The organism is Hydrogenophaga soli, from assembly GCF_054777695.1.
In genome coordinates, this window is sequence record NZ_BAAHAK010000004.1 from 1 (window position 1) to 15,034 (window position 15,034).

The window sequence follows — 15,034 nt, forward strand, 5'->3', positions numbered from 1 at the left end:
TGGCCTGGCCGCCGAACTTGGCAGACAGAACGGTGGTGATGGCCGCCGTCAGGGTGGTCTTGCCATGGTCCACGTGACCGATGGTGCCCACGTTCACGTGGGGCTTGGTACGTTCAAACTTTTCCTTAGCCATTTCTGATCTCCAAAAGAGCTTTGCCGTGGGGTTTTACGTCTGCACCGTGTTGCGGCTTCCCCGGGTACGGCGGACCCCAGGGGCACACGGTCGCAGACTCTTGAATTGATAGCAGCCTACGCTTACAGAATAAGCGCAGGCGCCATTTTTTACTTGGAACGAGCGGCCACAATGGCTTCGGACACGTTGCGAGGAGCTTCGGCGTAGTGCTTGAACTCCATGGTGTACGTGGCACGGCCTTGCGACATCGAACGCAGGGTGGTGGAGTAGCCGAACATTTCGGACAGGGGCACTTCGGCCTTGATGGCCTTGCCGCCACCGACCATGTCGTCCATGCCCTGCACCATGCCGCGACGGCTGGACAGGTCGCCCATCACGTTACCGGCGTAGTCTTCAGGGGTTTCCACTTCCACGGCCATCATCGGCTCGAGGATGACGGGGCTGGCCTTGCGGCAGCCTTCCTTGAAGCCCATGATGGCAGCCATCTTGAACGCCTGTTCGGACGAGTCCACGTCGTGGTACGAACCGAAGTGCAGGGTCACCTTGACGTCCACCACCGGGTAGCCGGCCAGCACGCCGGTGTTCAGGGCTTCGATCACGCCCTTTTCCACCGCGGGGATGTATTCGCGAGGCACCACACCGCCCTTGATGGCGTCGATGAACTCGAAGCCCTTGCCGGCTTCGTTGGGTTCGATCTTGAACACCACGTGACCGTACTGACCCTTACCGCCAGACTGACGCACGAACTTGCCTTCGGCATCGTCAACGTTCTTGCGGATGGTTTCGCGGTAGGCCACTTGAGGCTTGCCCACGTTGGCTTCCACACCGAACTCGCGCTTCATGCGGTCAACGATGATTTCCAGGTGCAGCTCGCCCATGCCGGCGATGATGGTCTGGCCGGATTCTTCGTCGGTCTTGACGCGGAAAGAGGGGTCTTCGGCAGCCAGACGGCCCAGCGCGATGCCCATTTTTTCCTGGTCGGCCTTGGTCTTGGGTTCCACGGCCTGTGCAATCACGGGCTCGGGGAACACCATGCGCTCCAGGGTGATGACTGCGGACGGATCGCACAGGGTTTCACCCGTGGTCACTTCCTTCAGGCCCACGCAAGCGGCGATGTCACCGGCGCGGATTTCTTCCACTTCCTGGCGGTTGTTGGCGTGCATCTGAACGATACGGCCAATGCGCTCTTTCTTGCCCTTGACGGGGTTGTAGACAGAGTCGCCCTTCTTCAGCACGCCAGAGTACACGCGCACGAAGGTCAACTGGCCCACGAACGGGTCGGTCATCAGCTTGAACGCCAAGGCGGACAGCTTTTCTTCGTCGTCGGCCTTGCGGTTGGCGGGCTGCTCGTCTTCATCGGTACCGGCCACAGGAGGAATGTCCACGGGCGAGGGCAGGAAGTCGATCACGGCGTCCAGCATGCGCTGCACACCCTTGTTCTTGAACGCGGTGCCGCACAGCATGGGCTGGATTTCAACAGCCAGCGTACGGGCGCGGATACCGGCCTTGATCTCGGCTTCGGACAAGTCACCTTCTTCGAGGTACTTGTTCATCAGGTCTTCGGACGCTTCGGCAGCGGCTTCGACCATCTTTTCACGCCACTCTTCGGCCTGAGCTTGCAGCTCGGCAGGGATGTCGTGGTATTCGAACTTCATGCCCTGGGAGGCTTCGTCCCAAATGATGGCCTTCATCTTGATCAGGTCCACCACGCCCTTGAAGTTTTCTTCGGCGCCGATGGGGATCACGATGGCCACGGGGTTGGCCTTCAGGCGCAGCTTCATCTGGTCGTAGACCTTGAAGAAGTTGGCACCGGTGCGGTCCATCTTGTTCACAAAGGCCAGACGAGGCACCTTGTACTTGTTGGCCTGACGCCACACGGTTTCAGACTGGGGCTGCACGCCACCCACAGCGCAGTACACCATGCAAGCGCCGTCCAGCACGCGCATGGAACGCTCCACCTCAATGGTGAAGTCCACGTGTCCGGGGGTGTCGATGATGTTGAAGCGGTGCTGCTCATAAGAGCTGTCCATGCCCTTCCAGAAGCAGGTGGTGGCGGCAGACGTGATGGTGATGCCGCGCTCTTGTTCCTGCTCCATCCAGTCCATGGTGGCAGCACCGTCGTGCACTTCACCGATCTTGTGGTTCACACCGGTGTAGAACAGGATGCGCTCGGTGGTGGTGGTTTTACCGGCGTCAATGTGGGCAGAGATACCGATGTTGCGGTAACGCTCCAGGGGCGTTGTGCGTGCCATGACAAATACTCCAATGATGATGTGCTAAAGCCCGCCAACCCCTGACAGGGGCCGCGGGCTCGCTTCTGAGACTCTGACGGGCGCACATGACGCCCATGTGAATCAGAAGCGGAAGTGGCTGAATGCCTTGTTGGCTTCGGCCATGCGGTGAACTTCGTCACGCTTCTTCATGGCACCACCACGGCCTTCGGTGGCCTCGATCAGCTCGTTGGCCAGGCGCAGGGCCATGGACTTCTCACCCCGCTTGCGGGCGGCTTCCTTGATCCAGCGCATGGACAGGGCCAGGCGACGGACGGGACGCACTTCAACGGGCACCTGATAGTTGGCACCACCCACGCGGCGGGACTTCACTTCCACCATGGGCTTGACGTTGTTGATGGCGGTGGTGAAGGCTTCCAGCGGATCTTTGCCGGTTTTCTTCTCGATCTGTTCCAGGGCACCGTAAATGATGCGCTCTGCAACTGCTTTCTTGCCGCCTTCCATGATGACGTTCATGAATTTGGACAGCTCGACATTGCCGAACTTGGGATCCGGCAGGATTTCACGTTTAGGGACTTCGCGACGACGTGGCATTTTTCACCTCTGTTGCTTCAGTTGGCGCCCTTTCGGACACCGCGAGAACCCAACCCTTTTAGGGGTTCTCACTTACTCGACCCGGCGCGGACACCGCGTGTTAGGGTCACTACGTTTGAACGGGCTTGCCGGCCTGTCAAACACCGAAAGACAAAACCAATTACTTGGCCTTGGGGCGCTTGGCACCGTACTTGGAGCGCGACTGCTTGCGGTCTTTCACGCCTTGCAGGTCCAGCGAACCGCGGACGATGTGGTAACGCACACCGGGCAAGTCCTTGACACGACCGCCGCGAACCAGCACCACGCTGTGTTCCTGCAGGTTGTGGCCTTCACCGCCGATGTAGGAAATCACCTCGAAACCGTTGGTCAGGCGCACCTTGGCAACCTTACGCAGCGCGGAGTTCGGCTTCTTGGGGGTCGTGGTGTACACGCGGGTGCACACGCCACGACGCTGGGGGCAGTTTTCCATCGCCGGGCTCTTGGATTTGGTCTTTTCGACCTCCCGCCCATGACGAATGAGTTGATTGATGGTTGGCATTGAAACGTCCCTAAACGTTTGAAAAGCGAAAACGAAAACTCCTCGGAAATTTCCGAAAAGCCCGCGAGTGTAACACGGCTTGGCTCATTTCACCCACAGGCGAATGGCATCCCAGGCCCGGCCCAGGATGCCAGCCTCTTCCACCGTGTCCAGCACCTGCAAGGGCACCTCGGCCACCGACGTGCCATCGGGCAGCGACACCTTGAGCGTCCCCAGCGTCTGGCCTGCCTGCAACGGCGCGACCAGCGGATCGGGACGCACCACCTCGGTCTTGAGCTGCTTGCCCGTGCCTGCCGGCACCGAAATGACCACGCCCTCCGGCAGCCCCAGGCGCACGGTGGCGCGCTTGCCCTTCCAGACGGCGGGCTCCACCGCCGCGTCACCCGGCTTGACCAGACGCACCGACTCGTAGGCGGTGTAACCCCAGTTCAGCAGCTTCTGGCTTTCGGTGGCGCGGGCGTTCTCGCTGGCCGTTCCCAGCACCACGCTGAGCAGGCGGCGCTGCCCGGCCTTGCCTTCACCCAGGCCCGGCACCTCACGGTGCGCCGTGGCCACCAGGCAGTAGCCGGCCGCCGCGGTGTGGCCGGTCTTCAAACCATCCACCGTGGGATCGCGGAACAGCAGCAGGTTGCGGTTGGTGTCGTTGGACGACGGAGTGCCCGGGTAGCGGTACTTCTGAATGGAGTAGTAGTGCACATACTCGGGAAAGTCCTGCATCAACCGGGTGGCCAGGGTCGCCAGATCCCGCGCCGTGGTGGTGTGGCCGGGGGCGGTCAGCCCCTCGGGGTTGAGGTAGCGGGTGGACTTCATGCCCAGGGCGTGCGCCTGCGCATTCATCATTTCCACAAACCGCTCCACCGTGCCGCCCACCCCTTCGGCCAAGGCCATGGTGGCGTCGTTGCCCGACTGCACGATCATGCCCTTGAGCAAGTCCTCGACCGGCACCTGCATCTTGGGGTCGATGAACATGCGGGAGCCAGGCATCTTCCAGGCACGCTCGCTGACGCCAAAGGTCTGCGTCAGGCTGATTTTTTTGGATTTGAGCGCGTCAAACACCAAGTACGCCGTCATCAGCTTGGTGAGCGACGCGGGCTCCACCGCCGCATCGGGGTCTTTGGCGGCCAGCACCTGACGCGCGGTCACGTCGTACAGCAGGTAAGCACGCCCTGCCACCTCGGGCGGCTGCGGCACCTGAGCCCACAAGGGCAAGGCCAACCCCATGCATGCACCCCACAGAGAGGCTTTGATCAACCACGGTTTCAAAGGTATGTCCTGTTCAAAATGAAAATGAAGCCCCGCCTCGGCAGGAACAGTGGTTCCACGGGGCGGGGCGTGCAGCTTTCAGCTGCGAAGATGACGCAAGGTCAGGGACTTGAGCAACGGCAACTGTCCGTGAAAGAAGTGCTCCACGCCCGGCACCACCGTCACCGGCAGGTGTTGGGGGCGTGCCCAGTCCATCACGGCAGACAGCGGCACGGTGTCGTCCACCTCGCCATGCAAGACCAGCGCCCGGTCATGAAGTTCCGCCGCCAGTGGGGCCACCTGAAAGCGGCTGGCCGCCGTGCCCACCAGCACCACCTTGTGCAAGTCCGCCGAATCGCCCAGGGCGGCGATGGCCTGACAGGTCACAAACGCACCGAACGAAAACCCGGCCATGCACAGAGGAGCCCCCAGGCCTTCGGCGCACACCACCGCCAACAGGTCATCCACCTCGCCCTGGCCGTGGTCGTGCTGGCCCGCGCTGCCCCCCACCCCGCGGAAATTGAAGCGCACCGTGCGCCAACCCGCCTGCACAAAGGCCCGGGCCAGGGTCTGCACCACCTTGTTGTGCAAGGTGCCTCCGAACAGGGGATGGGGGTGCGCAATGACCGCGGTGCCCAGCGGCTGCCCGGCGGGCAGGTCCAGGGCCAGCTCCAGCGGCCCCACGGGGCCCGCCAAGGTGGCCATGCGGGTTTGAGAATTCATGAATCAATAGCAAACAATGCAAATAGGTAAAGCGCTAGAGGCCAAATTTGGCCTGAACTTCAGCGCCCCACGTCGGGCGGGGTCAGCAACCGCTCCACCACTTGGCCCTTGGCCAGGTGTTGATCGACGATGTCGTCAATGTCCTTCAGGTCCACATAGGTGTACCAGACCGCTTCGGGGTACACCACCGCAATGGGGCCACCCGCGCAGCGGTCCAGACAACCCGCCTTGTTGACGCGCACCTGCCCCGGCCCCAGCAGACCTTGGGCCTTGGCCCGGGCTTTGCAGTGATCGAACGCTTGCGCCGCGGCCAGCTGGGCGCAGCAGGACTGGCCGTTGTCTCGCTGGTTGGTGCAGAAAAAGATGTGTCGCTGGTAGTACGACGGGGCGGCTGGGGAGGGGGTGGATTCGGCCTGGCTCATGGCGGGGCATTGTAGGAGTCCCCCGCGTCCGCCGCCGGGCGATGCCCCACCTGACCCAGGCCATGCACCAGCACGGCGTACGGCCACAGCCAGCCCAGCCATTGGGTCAGCCCATGGAACCGGATGAAACGCCCCTGAGCCCACACGTCCAGCGACTCGGCCAGGTACGGGGTGCCCGGCATGCGGTTGAGCAGGAACAACGCCGCCACCAGCGCCAGCAACATCCACACCACACTGGCGCGACGCGACAAGCCCACCAACATCAACCCCAAGGCCCCGCCCAGCACCAAGCCCACGATCACCGGCTCGGTCAACCAGGCCCAGGCGCGTGCGGGTCCGTAGGTCAGCGACGCCGACAAGGCCGACATCCCCAGCCCCAGAGCCGCCAGCACCACCCAATGCACCAGCCGACGGGTGAGCCCCCGCAGCACGCTGTACCCCAACAGGCAGGGCACCAACACGCTCAGGGCCACGCATTGGGCTTCCATGGCCAGGCTGAGTGCGCCCGCCTGGGCATCCGACACCGTCCACCAATGCGCAAACCGCGTGTCGGCCAGCCACTGCGCCACCCGCAACTCGATGAGTGCACCCACCTGCCCCAAGCCAAACGGCAACGCCGCCGGGTACAGCAAGGCCAACGGCCACAACACCAGCAGCACCAAGGCCCCGTGGGCATCGGGCACAAACCAGTGTTGCCGCAGGCGCTGCCAACGCACCAGCCCCCCGCTGCGGTGGGCCAGCCAGGCCACCGCCACCCCCAGACCACCGCCCGTGGTGTTGAGCAACCAATCCACCGACGAAGGCACCCGGCTGGGCAAGTAGACCTGCAAAGACTCCATGGCCAAGGACAGCAGGCTGGGGGCCAGCACCGCGGCCGCCACCGACCACCCCGCCCCAGACGCGCGCCAGGCCCACACCCCCATCAGAAACCCCAAGGGGGCGTAGCCGGCGAGGTTGCTGAACACGTCGAACCCGGTCCAGTACCGCGGCCAGGGTGCCCACAGGAACGAAAGCAGGGGCGCATCCTGACTGCGCCACCCCTCGAACGGGTACAGGCTGGCGTAGACGATCAGGGCTGCAAAAGCGCCCGACAACGGACGGGCCAGGGTACGCCGCCCCATGTCATGGCCCCGTCAGAACGGCTTGACCACCACCAGGCACACCACCACCACCAGCATGAGGACCGGAGCCTCGTTGAACCAGCGGAACCACACGTGGCTGCGGGTGTTGCGACCCGACTCGAAGGCCTTGAGCATGCGACTGCACGCGTGGTGGTAGCCCAGCACCAGCAACACCACGGCCAGCTTGGCATGCATCCAGCCGTTGCCGGGGCCCCAGCCAATGCCGTACCCGGCCCACAGCCACAGACCCAGGCCCAAGGCGGGCACCGCCAGCAGGTGGGTGAAGCGCATGAGCTTGCGTGCCATCAGCAGCAGCCGGTCGCGCTCGGCATCGCTGCCGGACGGCACCATGGCGAGGTTGACAAAAATGCGCGGCAGGTAGAACAAGCCCGCAAACCAGCTGGCCACAAAGACGATGTGAAAGGATTTGACCCAGAGCATGGCGGCAGTGTAGTGCCGGGGGTGGGCCTTGGGGTCCGGATGCGTCAAGTCCGCAGGCGATGCCCGTGATCTGGCGGCCCGCCAGCCCGGAAAAAGGCCAAAAGGGCCAAAAAAAAGCCCGGCCAAAGGGCCGGGCTGCAATGCCTTTTTGCTGTCACACTCCAAGGCACCCGCTCAGGGAGGAAAAGCGGGGAGCCATCTTTCGATCGCTCGGGTTTGATTGTAGCGAACATCAACGGCAATTGCAAGTAACGCATCAAAAAAATCATTTTTGCCGAATTGATACCTGCCGCGCCACGCCCGGCAGCCGCCGCGCTGAAGCACTCGCCTTCTTTGCCACAATGGCCGCATGAACACCCTGCCCCCCCTTCCCCCGTACCCGGCCTCGCGCCCACGCCGCCTGCGCCGCGACACCTTCACCCGCAACCTGGTGCGTGAACACCAGGTCACCGCCCACGACCTGATCTACCCGGTGTTTGTGCTGGAAGGCCAAGGCCGCCGCGAACCCGTGGGCTCCATGCCCGGCGTGGAGCGCCTGAGCCTGGACCTGCTGCTGCCCGTGGCCGAAGACTGCGTGAAACTGGGCATTCCGGTGATGGCGCTGTTCCCCGTGATCAGCCAGCACCTCAAAACGCCCGATGGTCAGGAGGCCACCAACCCCGACGGCCTGGTGCCCACGGTGGTGCGAGCCCTCAAGAAGGAGTTCCCCGATCTGGGCGTCATGACCGACGTGGCGCTGGACCCCTTCACCAGCCACGGCCAGGACGGCCTGCTGGACGACGACAACTACATCATCAACGACGCCACCGTCGAGGTGCTGGTGCAGCAGGCCCTGACCCAGGCCGACGCCGGGGTGGACATCGTGGCCCCCAGCGACATGATGGACGGGCGCATCGGCGCCATCCGCGCCGCGCTGGAGGCCAAGGGCCATGTGCACACCCGCATCATGGCCTACAGCGCCAAGTACGCCAGCGCCTTCTACGGCCCCTTCCGCGACGCGGTGGGTTCCGCCGCCAACCTGGGCAAGGCCAACAAGAAGGTCTACCAGATGGACCCCGGCAACACCGACGAAGCCCTGCGCGAAGTGGCACTGGACATCGCCGAAGGGGCCGACATGGTGATGGTCAAACCCGGCATGCCCTACCTGGACGTGGTGCGCCGCGTGAAAGACCAGTTCCACATGCCCACCTTTGCCTACCAGGTGAGCGGCGAGTACGCCATGCTGAAAGCCGCGGCCCAGAACGGCTGGCTGGACCACGACGCGGTGATGATGGAAAGCCTGCTGGCCTTCAAGCGCGCCGGGGCCGACGGCGTGCTGACCTACTTTGCCCGCGACGCGGCACGGCTGCTTCAAAAATGAGAGCGTATTACGCTTTCACATAAAGCGATAGAGCCCTGTTTTTCATAAATCCATGCGCCTTCTGCACCTCTCTGCCCAGGGCTTGGCCCCCTGGCCCAGCGACGCCCCCAGCCTGCCCGAACAGGGCTTTGTGTGGTGCGTGGCCCAGCAGGAGGCGCTGGACGCCGCCGATGGCGCCTTGACCGCCCTGCTGCAACGCTGGGGCCTGCCGCCACCGCTGGAACTGCACCTGCGCGACCTGCTCAACCCCCAGCACCCGTCCAACCACGACGCCACCCGCGACTACGACCTGCTGGTGTTCCGCCAACTGGTGCTGGACGAACCGGGCGCCGAACCCGCCACCCCCTCGCCACCCGCCCACCGGCTGCGCGGCGGCAAGGCCGGTGGCCCCCCCATCCTGGCGCGCCTGGGCACCCAGCCCGTGGGCTTTGTGGTGTACGACCGCCTGCTGCTCACCGTGCACGGCCCCCGTTGCACCACCGATGACCAAATCGCCTCCCGCTTGGCGGACATGAACCCGGCCCGCCTGCCCAGCACCCCCGCCGACCTGATGCTGCGCATGCTCAACGACATGGTCGACCGCTTCCTGGCCCTGCGCAAACCGCTGACCGAACAGCTGGACCACTGGGAGGCCGAACTGCTCGACCCCTCCACCCGCTTCGTCAACTGGCGCGCCTTGCTGGCCGCCCGCAACAACCTGCATGCGCTGGAAGACCTGTGCGACGGCCAGCGGCAGGCGGTTCAGCAGTGGTTGCAGGGCCTGGCGCAACAACCCCTGGCCGCCGCCAAGGAGGCGCAGATGGAGCGCGAGGTGCTGGGCGTGCGGGCGCGTGACGTGATCGAACACATCGACCGCGTGGTGCGCCACGTGCAGCGGCTGGAGCAGAACGCCGAAAGCGCCGTGCAGATGCACTTCAGCGCCCAGAGCCACCGCACCAACGAGATCATGAAAACCCTGACCGCGCTGACCGCGGTCTTCCTGCCGCTGAACCTCATCACCGGCTTTTTCGGCATGAACTTCGAGTTCCTGCCGCTGATCCACAGCACCGCCGGGCTGTGGTGGGCGGTGGGCACCATGGCCACCATCGCCGTGGGTCTGGTGGCCGTGTTCTGGCGCAAGCGTTACCTGGCCCGCTCGGGGCGCTGAGCCGCCAGGAACGCCAGCGTGTGTTGCCGCGCCAGCGCCGCCGATGGCGCATGCCAGGCGGGGCGATGGTCGCAATTGAAGCCGTGGTGGGCGTCGTACAGCTGCACCTGCACCGCGGGCTGCGCCTGCTGGAAGGCCCGCACGGTGTCCATGGGAATCCACTGGTCCTGCTCGGCAAAATGCGCCAGCACCGGGCAACGGGGCTGGCGCTGCCGCTCGGCCTCGGTGGTCATGCCGCCACCGTAATAGGGCACCGCCGCGGCCACGCCGTGCAGCAGCGCCGCCGCACGCCACGCCAGCAGCCCGCCCCAGCAGTAGCCCACCACGGCCACCGGCCCCACGTTCTGGGCCACGGCCCAGTCCACGGCGGCCTGCACATCGGCCAGCACGCCGGGGGCGGGCAGGGCCTCGGCGGCGGCTTTCAGGGCCATGCCGTGCTGCCGGTCGGCCTCGCCATAACCCAGGTCCACGTTGGGCTCCAGCCGCTGGAACAGCGCCGGGGCCAAGGCCAGGTAGCCCTCGTCCGCAAAACCCTGCACCACCTCGCGGATGTGGGCGTTGACGCCAAAAATCTCCTGCAACACCACCACCGCGCCCTGGGGTGCTCGCTCGGGGCGTTGCAGGCAGGCGGGCAGCGTGACGCCGTCGGTCGTGGTCAGGGAAATCCAGCTCATGCAAACTCCAGGGATGGCGGGCCTCCACCCGCAAAGACCCTTGTGCCGATGATGCCGCAACCCATCCCCCGTCAGGACACCCCCATGACCACCGCCCGCACCCTCCTCATCACCGGAGCCTCGCGCGGCATTGGCGCGGCCACCGCCTTGTTGGCCGCCCGCCAGGGCTGGGCCGTGGCGGTCAACTACCAAGCCAACGCCAACGCCGCCCAGGCGGTGGTGGACCTCATCCGCGCCGAAGGGGGGCGGGCCGTGGCCCTCCAGGGCGACGTGGCCCACGAGCCCGACGTGCTGCGCCTGTTCGACCAGGCCACCGCGCAACTGGGCCCGCTGGGCGGGCTGGTCAACAACGCCGGGGTGGTGGACGTGGCCTGCCGGGTGGAAGACTTCACCGTGGAACGCCTGCAGCGCCAATGGCGCATCAACGTGCTGGGCAGCATGCTGTGCGCCCGCGAAGCCGTGCGGCGCATGAGCACCCGCCACGGCGGCGTGGGCGGGGCCATCGTCAACGTCTCCAGCGTGGCGGCGCGGCTGGGCTCGGCCCACCAGTACGTGGACTACGCCGCCTGCAAAGCCGCCATCGACACCTTCACCCTGGGCCTGGCGCACGAGGTGGCCACCGAAGGCATCCGCGTCAACGCCGTGCGCCCCGGCATCATCGACACCGACATCCACGCCAGCGGTGGCCAGCCCGACCGGGCCCAGCGCCTGGCCAGCGCCATCCCCATGCAGCGCCCTGGCCGCGCCGACGAAATCGCCCAGGCCATCGTCTGGCTGCTGGGCGACGGGGCCAGCTACGCCACCGGATCGGTGCTGGACGTGGCCGGTGGACGATGAACGGTATATGAAACAGCGTCCCCCTTGACCTCGGTCAGACAGGCCGGTGCACCGGCTGGCTAAGCTGCGCCCCGACGTCGTTGGCCTTGCGCATTCCCAATCCATGTTTGTTGATCCGATTTTTCCCGCGTCCGTCGTGGACGCGCTGGAGGCTTGCCGCTGGCCCCTGTGGGTGCTGGTGCTGCTGTTGCTCACCCTGACCGGGCTGCTGTGGCGTCAGCGTGCCCGCCTGCACCAGGCCCTGCACGACACCCAGCTGGGTGCCAGCGTGTTCCGCCACGCGCAAGAGGGCATCCTCATCACCGATGCGCAGGGCCGCATCGTGGACGTGAACCAGTCGTTCTCCCGCATCACCGGCTACCGCCGCGACGAGGTGCTGGGCCAGTCCCCCCGCATGCTGGGCTCGGGGCGGCACGACAAAACCTTCTACCAGCAGATGTGGCAGGCGCTGCTCACCTCGGGCCGCTGGCATGGCGAAATCTGGAACCGCCGCAAAAGCGGCGAGGTGTACGCCGAGGTGCTGACCATCACCGCGCTGTACGACGACCACGGCGCACTGCAACACCACCTGGCGGTGTTCTCCGACATCACCGCGCAAAAAGAACACCAGAAGCAACTGGAGCTGATTGCCCACTACGACGTGCTGACCGGCCTGCCCAACCGCAGCCTGCTGGCCGACCGCCTGCAGCAAGCCCTGGCACAGGCCCAACGGCGCGACACCCTGGTGGCCCTGGTGTTCCTGGACCTGGACGGCTTCAAGGCCGTCAACGACACCCTGGGCCACGACGCTGGCGACCGCCTGCTGCAAGAACTGGGGCGCCGCATGAAAGGCGTGCTGCGCGACGGCGACACCCTCGCCCGCGTGGGCGGCGACGAGTTCGTGGCCGTGCTGAGCGACGTGTCTGGCACCGGTGACTGCGAACGCGTGCTGCACCGCCTGCTGGAAGTGACCTCGGCCCCCGTCCTGCACGGCGCAGTCAGCGCCCAAGTCTCGGCCAGCCTGGGCGTGGCCCTGTACCCGCAAGACGGCACCGAAGCCGACATGCTCTTGCGTCACGCCGACCAGGCCATGTACTGCGCCAAGGAGCTGGGCAAGAACCGCTTCCACTTCTTCGACGCGGGCGAAGACGAAGACGCCCGCCACCGCCGCCAGCAGGTGGACCAGGTGGCCCGCGCCCTGGAGGCCGGGCAGTTCGAGCTGTACTACCAGCCCAAGGTCAACATGCGCCGTGGGCAGGTGCTGGGGGCCGAAGCGCTGATCCGCTGGAACCACCCCGACGGCACCGTGCACGGCCCCGCCTCCTTCCTGCCCGGCATTGAAGGCCACCCCCTCTCCGCCACCGTGGGCCGCTGGGTGCTGCAAACCGCCATGAAGCAAATGGAGGCCTGGGCCGCGCAGGGCCTGCACCTGCCCCTCAGCGTCAACGTCTCGGCCTACCACCTGCAGCAAAAGGACTTTGCCGACCAGGTGCGCCAGCTCCTGCAAGCCCACCCCAACCTGCCCCCCCACAGCCTGCAACTGGAGGTGCTGGAAACCAGCGCCCTGCAAGACATGGCCTGGGTGGCCGAAGTCATCCAGGCCTGCACCCAGCTGGGGGTGGACTTTGCGCTGGACGACTTTGGCACCGGCTACTCGTCCCTCACCTACCTCAAGCGCCTGCCGGCCAACGTGCTGAAAATCGACCAGAGCTTTGTGCGCGACATGCTGTGCGACACCGAAGACCTCACCATCGTCGAAGGCGTCATCAGCCTGGCCCACGCCTTCGGGCGCACCGTGGTGGCCGAAGGCGTGGAAACCACCGACCACGGCGCCATGCTGCTGCGCCTGGGCTGTGACCACGCCCAAGGCTACGGCGTGGCCCGCCCCATGCCCGCCGCCGCCCTGGTGCAATGGGCCCAGACCTGGCAACCCCCCCAAGCCTGGGCCGCCCACCAGCACCGCGTGCCCAGCCGCCGCGACCTGCCCTTTGTGCTGGCCGAAGTGGAACACCGCGACTGGCTGGAAAAACTGCGCCGCCACCTGGACAACCGCGCCCACCCCGCCCCCGTGGCCCGCGCCGACGACTGCCAGTTTGGCCGCGTGGTCAAAGGCTTGCTGGCCAACGGCACCCTGTCGCCCTCCAGCCAACTGGACGCCCTTCTGGCGCAACACGACCAAGTGCACGCCCACTGCGAACGCGTGCTGGCAACCCAAGGGCAACGCGACGAGCAGGAACTGACCGAAGCCCTGGTGGCCCTGGAACAGGCCACCTCACACCTGCTGCACCTGCTGCACCACTTCCAGCACTGAGCGCCCCGGGGCGGAGCGGGCTGCCTGCCCCGGGCGCACTGTGGTGCGTTCCGCCATTTGAGGGATGGTGCGCCACCGCCCCGCCCTGTACCGTTGCGCACCTGCGTGCCTGCCTCGCATGCGGGCGCAGACACGCTTCAAAATTCATAGCTGCTCACGCTTTATATAAAAGCGCTATAGGCCATTTTTCCCTAAACCACAACACACCCCCGGGAGCCCCACATGAAACACCCCCACCCCACGCGCACAGCCCTGCTGGTGGTGCTGAGCTTGAGCTTGGGCCTGCTGGGCGCGTGCTCCAGTGCACGGCGGCCCGCACCGCCCAGCGAGCAGCAAACCCGAGCCATGGCCATGTGGAAAGAACGCTGCCAAGGCGCCGGAGAAAAAATCCACAAAACCGTGGACAACGTGGAAGGAATTTATTTGCTGAAGTTGCGCACCAGCACCAACTTTGGTAACCAATTCGATTTGACGGACCCCTACGGCGACGACTCCATTGGTAAGCAATACATCCTGAATTTTCTGCAGGGTTTTTATCACCAGCGCAAACAACCTGTGGTGGCTGGATCACCTCCCCGCATCGGCTATGCATACGTTGAAGCCACGGACCCGGAAGATGGGGTGAGGTATCGATATACGGGGCGGATTGAAGAACCTTGGCAAACCAATAAAGCGTACTTAGAAGGCTATAAGCGGTTCGTGATGGACAAAGTCCCCGCCCCAGGCCCCGCACCCCGTTACGGCGTGACCTACGACGACATTTCCACCCGAGAAGAGCGAGAACACTGGATTGCAGGCAGTTCGCTCAAGGTGATCGACCTGCAAACCAACGAGGTCATTGCAGAGCGCATTGGCTACATGGTGGACTGGGCGCAGGGCAGCAATGCGGGTGGACGTTCTCCGTGGTTGTTTGCGGCAGACAACGCTTGCCCAGGGTTTCAGTGGAACCCCAGATTTCCCGTTCGCAATGCGTCTGGAGAGCAAGCAGGCCAAACATTGATCTTTGTCGAAAAAGTACTCAAACCCCGCCAGTGATTCAAGGAGAGAAGTAAATGACTACACCCAATACCGCAGAAATTTTGAAATACGCCGATCTGCAAATGGCGGCAGAGGCTTTTTTGTAAACGCATCAACCCATTCAGTTGGGGCCCCGATGCACACGACCGACACGCGGCGCGGCGCACCACGGTTGATGCGGCCCCTCGCAATCCCTGTGTCATGCTATGCGTCTGGCATGGCAAGCGTTGCAGCCCGCTGCACACGATGGGCCGTTGGACGCCT

General features: G+C 65.0%; 15 protein-coding genes. 5 read left to right on the forward strand and 10 right to left on the reverse strand.

All coding sequences use genetic code 11. The features are described from left to right. From ACYVB7_RS08220 to ACYVB7_RS08260, 9 genes are all read right to left on the reverse strand, one after another. On the reverse strand, positions 1-133 hold a 133-nt coding region (locus ACYVB7_RS08220), incomplete at its 3' end, for a GTP-binding protein (RefSeq protein ID WP_460507008.1). Between the two features lie 149 nt (positions 134-282). Further along, positions 283-2,385: an elongation factor G gene (gene fusA, locus ACYVB7_RS08225; protein WP_460506277.1), complete on the reverse strand. Its 2,103-nt coding sequence runs from the start codon at positions 2,383-2,385 to the stop codon at positions 283-285. Positions 2,386-2,487: 102 nt separating this feature from the next. Further along, positions 2,488-2,958 (reverse strand): small ribosomal subunit protein uS7, encoded by a 471-nt coding sequence (rpsG, locus tag ACYVB7_RS08230; RefSeq protein ID WP_460506278.1) that lies wholly within the window; start codon positions 2,956-2,958, stop codon positions 2,488-2,490. 160 nt (positions 2,959-3,118) lie between these two features. Further along, the gene (rpsL, locus tag ACYVB7_RS08235) at positions 3,119-3,496 is read right to left on the reverse strand and encodes a 30S ribosomal protein S12 (protein WP_460506279.1); all 378 of its coding nucleotides are present in this window, start codon (positions 3,494-3,496) and stop codon (positions 3,119-3,121) included. Positions 3,497-3,580: 84 nt separating this feature from the next. Beyond that, positions 3,581-4,717 (reverse strand): D-alanyl-D-alanine carboxypeptidase family protein, encoded by a 1,137-nt coding sequence (locus ACYVB7_RS08240; RefSeq protein ID WP_460507011.1) that lies wholly within the window; start codon positions 4,715-4,717, stop codon positions 3,581-3,583. A 120-nt stretch (positions 4,718-4,837) separates the two neighbouring features. Further along, positions 4,838-5,461, reverse strand: coding sequence for an alpha/beta hydrolase (locus ACYVB7_RS08245; protein ID WP_460506281.1), 624 nt, complete (start codon positions 5,459-5,461; stop codon positions 4,838-4,840). A 59-nt stretch (positions 5,462-5,520) separates the two neighbouring features. Next, complete coding sequence (locus tag ACYVB7_RS08250; protein ID WP_460506282.1) at positions 5,521-5,883, reverse strand: (2Fe-2S) ferredoxin domain-containing protein; 363 nt, start codon at positions 5,881-5,883, stop codon at positions 5,521-5,523. Beyond that, a complete protein-coding gene (locus ACYVB7_RS08255) occupies positions 5,880-7,004 on the reverse strand; it encodes a VanZ family protein (protein ID WP_460506283.1) in 1,125 nt (374 codons plus the stop codon). The genes ACYVB7_RS08250 and ACYVB7_RS08255 overlap by 4 nt, the downstream gene beginning before the upstream one ends. A 12-nt stretch (positions 7,005-7,016) precedes the next feature. Beyond that, positions 7,017-7,445 carry a CopD family protein gene (locus tag ACYVB7_RS08260; protein ID WP_460506284.1) on the reverse strand — a complete coding sequence of 143 codons (429 nt, stop codon included), beginning with the start codon at positions 7,443-7,445 and terminating at the stop codon, positions 7,017-7,019. A 349-nt stretch (positions 7,446-7,794) separates the two neighbouring features. Here ACYVB7_RS08260 and hemB point away from each other — a divergent pair, with 349 nt between their 5' ends. Beyond that, a complete protein-coding gene (hemB, locus tag ACYVB7_RS08265; RefSeq protein WP_460506285.1) occupies positions 7,795-8,805 on the forward strand; it encodes a porphobilinogen synthase in 1,011 nt (336 codons plus the stop codon). 52 nt (positions 8,806-8,857) lie between these two features. Further along, positions 8,858-9,952, forward strand: a complete 1,095-nt coding sequence (locus ACYVB7_RS08270) for a magnesium transporter CorA family protein (RefSeq protein WP_460506286.1) — start codon at positions 8,858-8,860, stop codon at positions 9,950-9,952. On the opposite strand, the gene ACYVB7_RS08275 is transcribed toward ACYVB7_RS08270, so the two are convergent. Further along, positions 9,928-10,626: a dienelactone hydrolase family protein gene (locus ACYVB7_RS08275; RefSeq protein WP_460506287.1), complete on the reverse strand. Its 699-nt coding sequence runs from the start codon at positions 10,624-10,626 to the stop codon at positions 9,928-9,930. The genes ACYVB7_RS08270 and ACYVB7_RS08275 overlap by 25 nt on opposite strands. A gap of 84 nt (positions 10,627-10,710) precedes the next feature. Between ACYVB7_RS08275 and ACYVB7_RS08280 the strand changes: the two genes are divergently transcribed. The 3 genes from ACYVB7_RS08280 to ACYVB7_RS08290 all read left to right on the forward strand — a co-directional run bounded on the left by ACYVB7_RS08280 (position 10,711) and on the right by ACYVB7_RS08290 (position 14,788). Continuing rightward, entirely contained in the window at positions 10,711-11,463 is a 753-nt protein-coding gene (locus ACYVB7_RS08280; protein WP_460506288.1) for an SDR family oxidoreductase, read from the forward strand. A 103-nt stretch (positions 11,464-11,566) separates the two neighbouring features. After that, complete coding sequence (locus ACYVB7_RS08285) at positions 11,567-13,753, forward strand: EAL domain-containing protein (RefSeq protein ID WP_460506289.1); 2,187 nt, start codon at positions 11,567-11,569, stop codon at positions 13,751-13,753. A 222-nt stretch (positions 13,754-13,975) separates the two neighbouring features. Further along, a complete protein-coding gene (locus ACYVB7_RS08290) occupies positions 13,976-14,788 on the forward strand; it encodes a hypothetical protein (protein ID WP_460506290.1) in 813 nt (270 codons plus the stop codon). Positions 14,789-15,034 lie beyond the last annotated feature (246 nt).

Excerpts from the sequence above, each read along its gene's own strand:
- rpsL (WP_460506279.1), bottom strand. The coding sequence starts at position 3,496 with ATGCCAACCATCAATCAACTCATTCGTCATGGGCGGGAGGTCGAAAAG.
- ACYVB7_RS08240 (WP_460507011.1), bottom strand. The coding sequence starts at position 4,717 with ATGGGGTTGGCCTTGCCCTTGTGGGCTCAGGTGCCGCAGCCGCCCGAG.
- ACYVB7_RS08245 (WP_460506281.1), bottom strand. The coding sequence starts at position 5,461 with ATGAATTCTCAAACCCGCATGGCCACCTTGGCGGGCCCCGTGGGGCCG.
- ACYVB7_RS08260 (WP_460506284.1), bottom strand. The coding sequence starts at position 7,445 with ATGCTCTGGGTCAAATCCTTTCACATCGTCTTTGTGGCCAGCTGGTTT.
- ACYVB7_RS08250 (WP_460506282.1), bottom strand. The coding sequence starts at position 5,883 with ATGAGCCAGGCCGAATCCACCCCCTCCCCAGCCGCCCCGTCGTACTAC.
- ACYVB7_RS08275 (WP_460506287.1), bottom strand. The coding sequence starts at position 10,626 with ATGAGCTGGATTTCCCTGACCACGACCGACGGCGTCACGCTGCCCGCC.
- rpsG (WP_460506278.1), bottom strand. The coding sequence starts at position 2,958 with ATGCCACGTCGTCGCGAAGTCCCTAAACGTGAAATCCTGCCGGATCCC.
- ACYVB7_RS08270 (WP_460506286.1), top strand. The coding sequence starts at position 8,858 with ATGCGCCTTCTGCACCTCTCTGCCCAGGGCTTGGCCCCCTGGCCCAGC.
- ACYVB7_RS08290 (WP_460506290.1), top strand. The coding sequence starts at position 13,976 with ATGAAACACCCCCACCCCACGCGCACAGCCCTGCTGGTGGTGCTGAGC.
- hemB (WP_460506285.1), top strand. The coding sequence starts at position 7,795 with ATGAACACCCTGCCCCCCCTTCCCCCGTACCCGGCCTCGCGCCCACGC.
- ACYVB7_RS08285 (WP_460506289.1), top strand. The coding sequence starts at position 11,567 with ATGTTTGTTGATCCGATTTTTCCCGCGTCCGTCGTGGACGCGCTGGAG.
- fusA (WP_460506277.1), bottom strand. The coding sequence starts at position 2,385 with ATGGCACGCACAACGCCCCTGGAGCGTTACCGCAACATCGGTATCTCT.
- ACYVB7_RS08280 (WP_460506288.1), top strand. The coding sequence starts at position 10,711 with ATGACCACCGCCCGCACCCTCCTCATCACCGGAGCCTCGCGCGGCATT.
- ACYVB7_RS08255 (WP_460506283.1), bottom strand. The coding sequence starts at position 7,004 with ATGGGGCGGCGTACCCTGGCCCGTCCGTTGTCGGGCGCTTTTGCAGCC.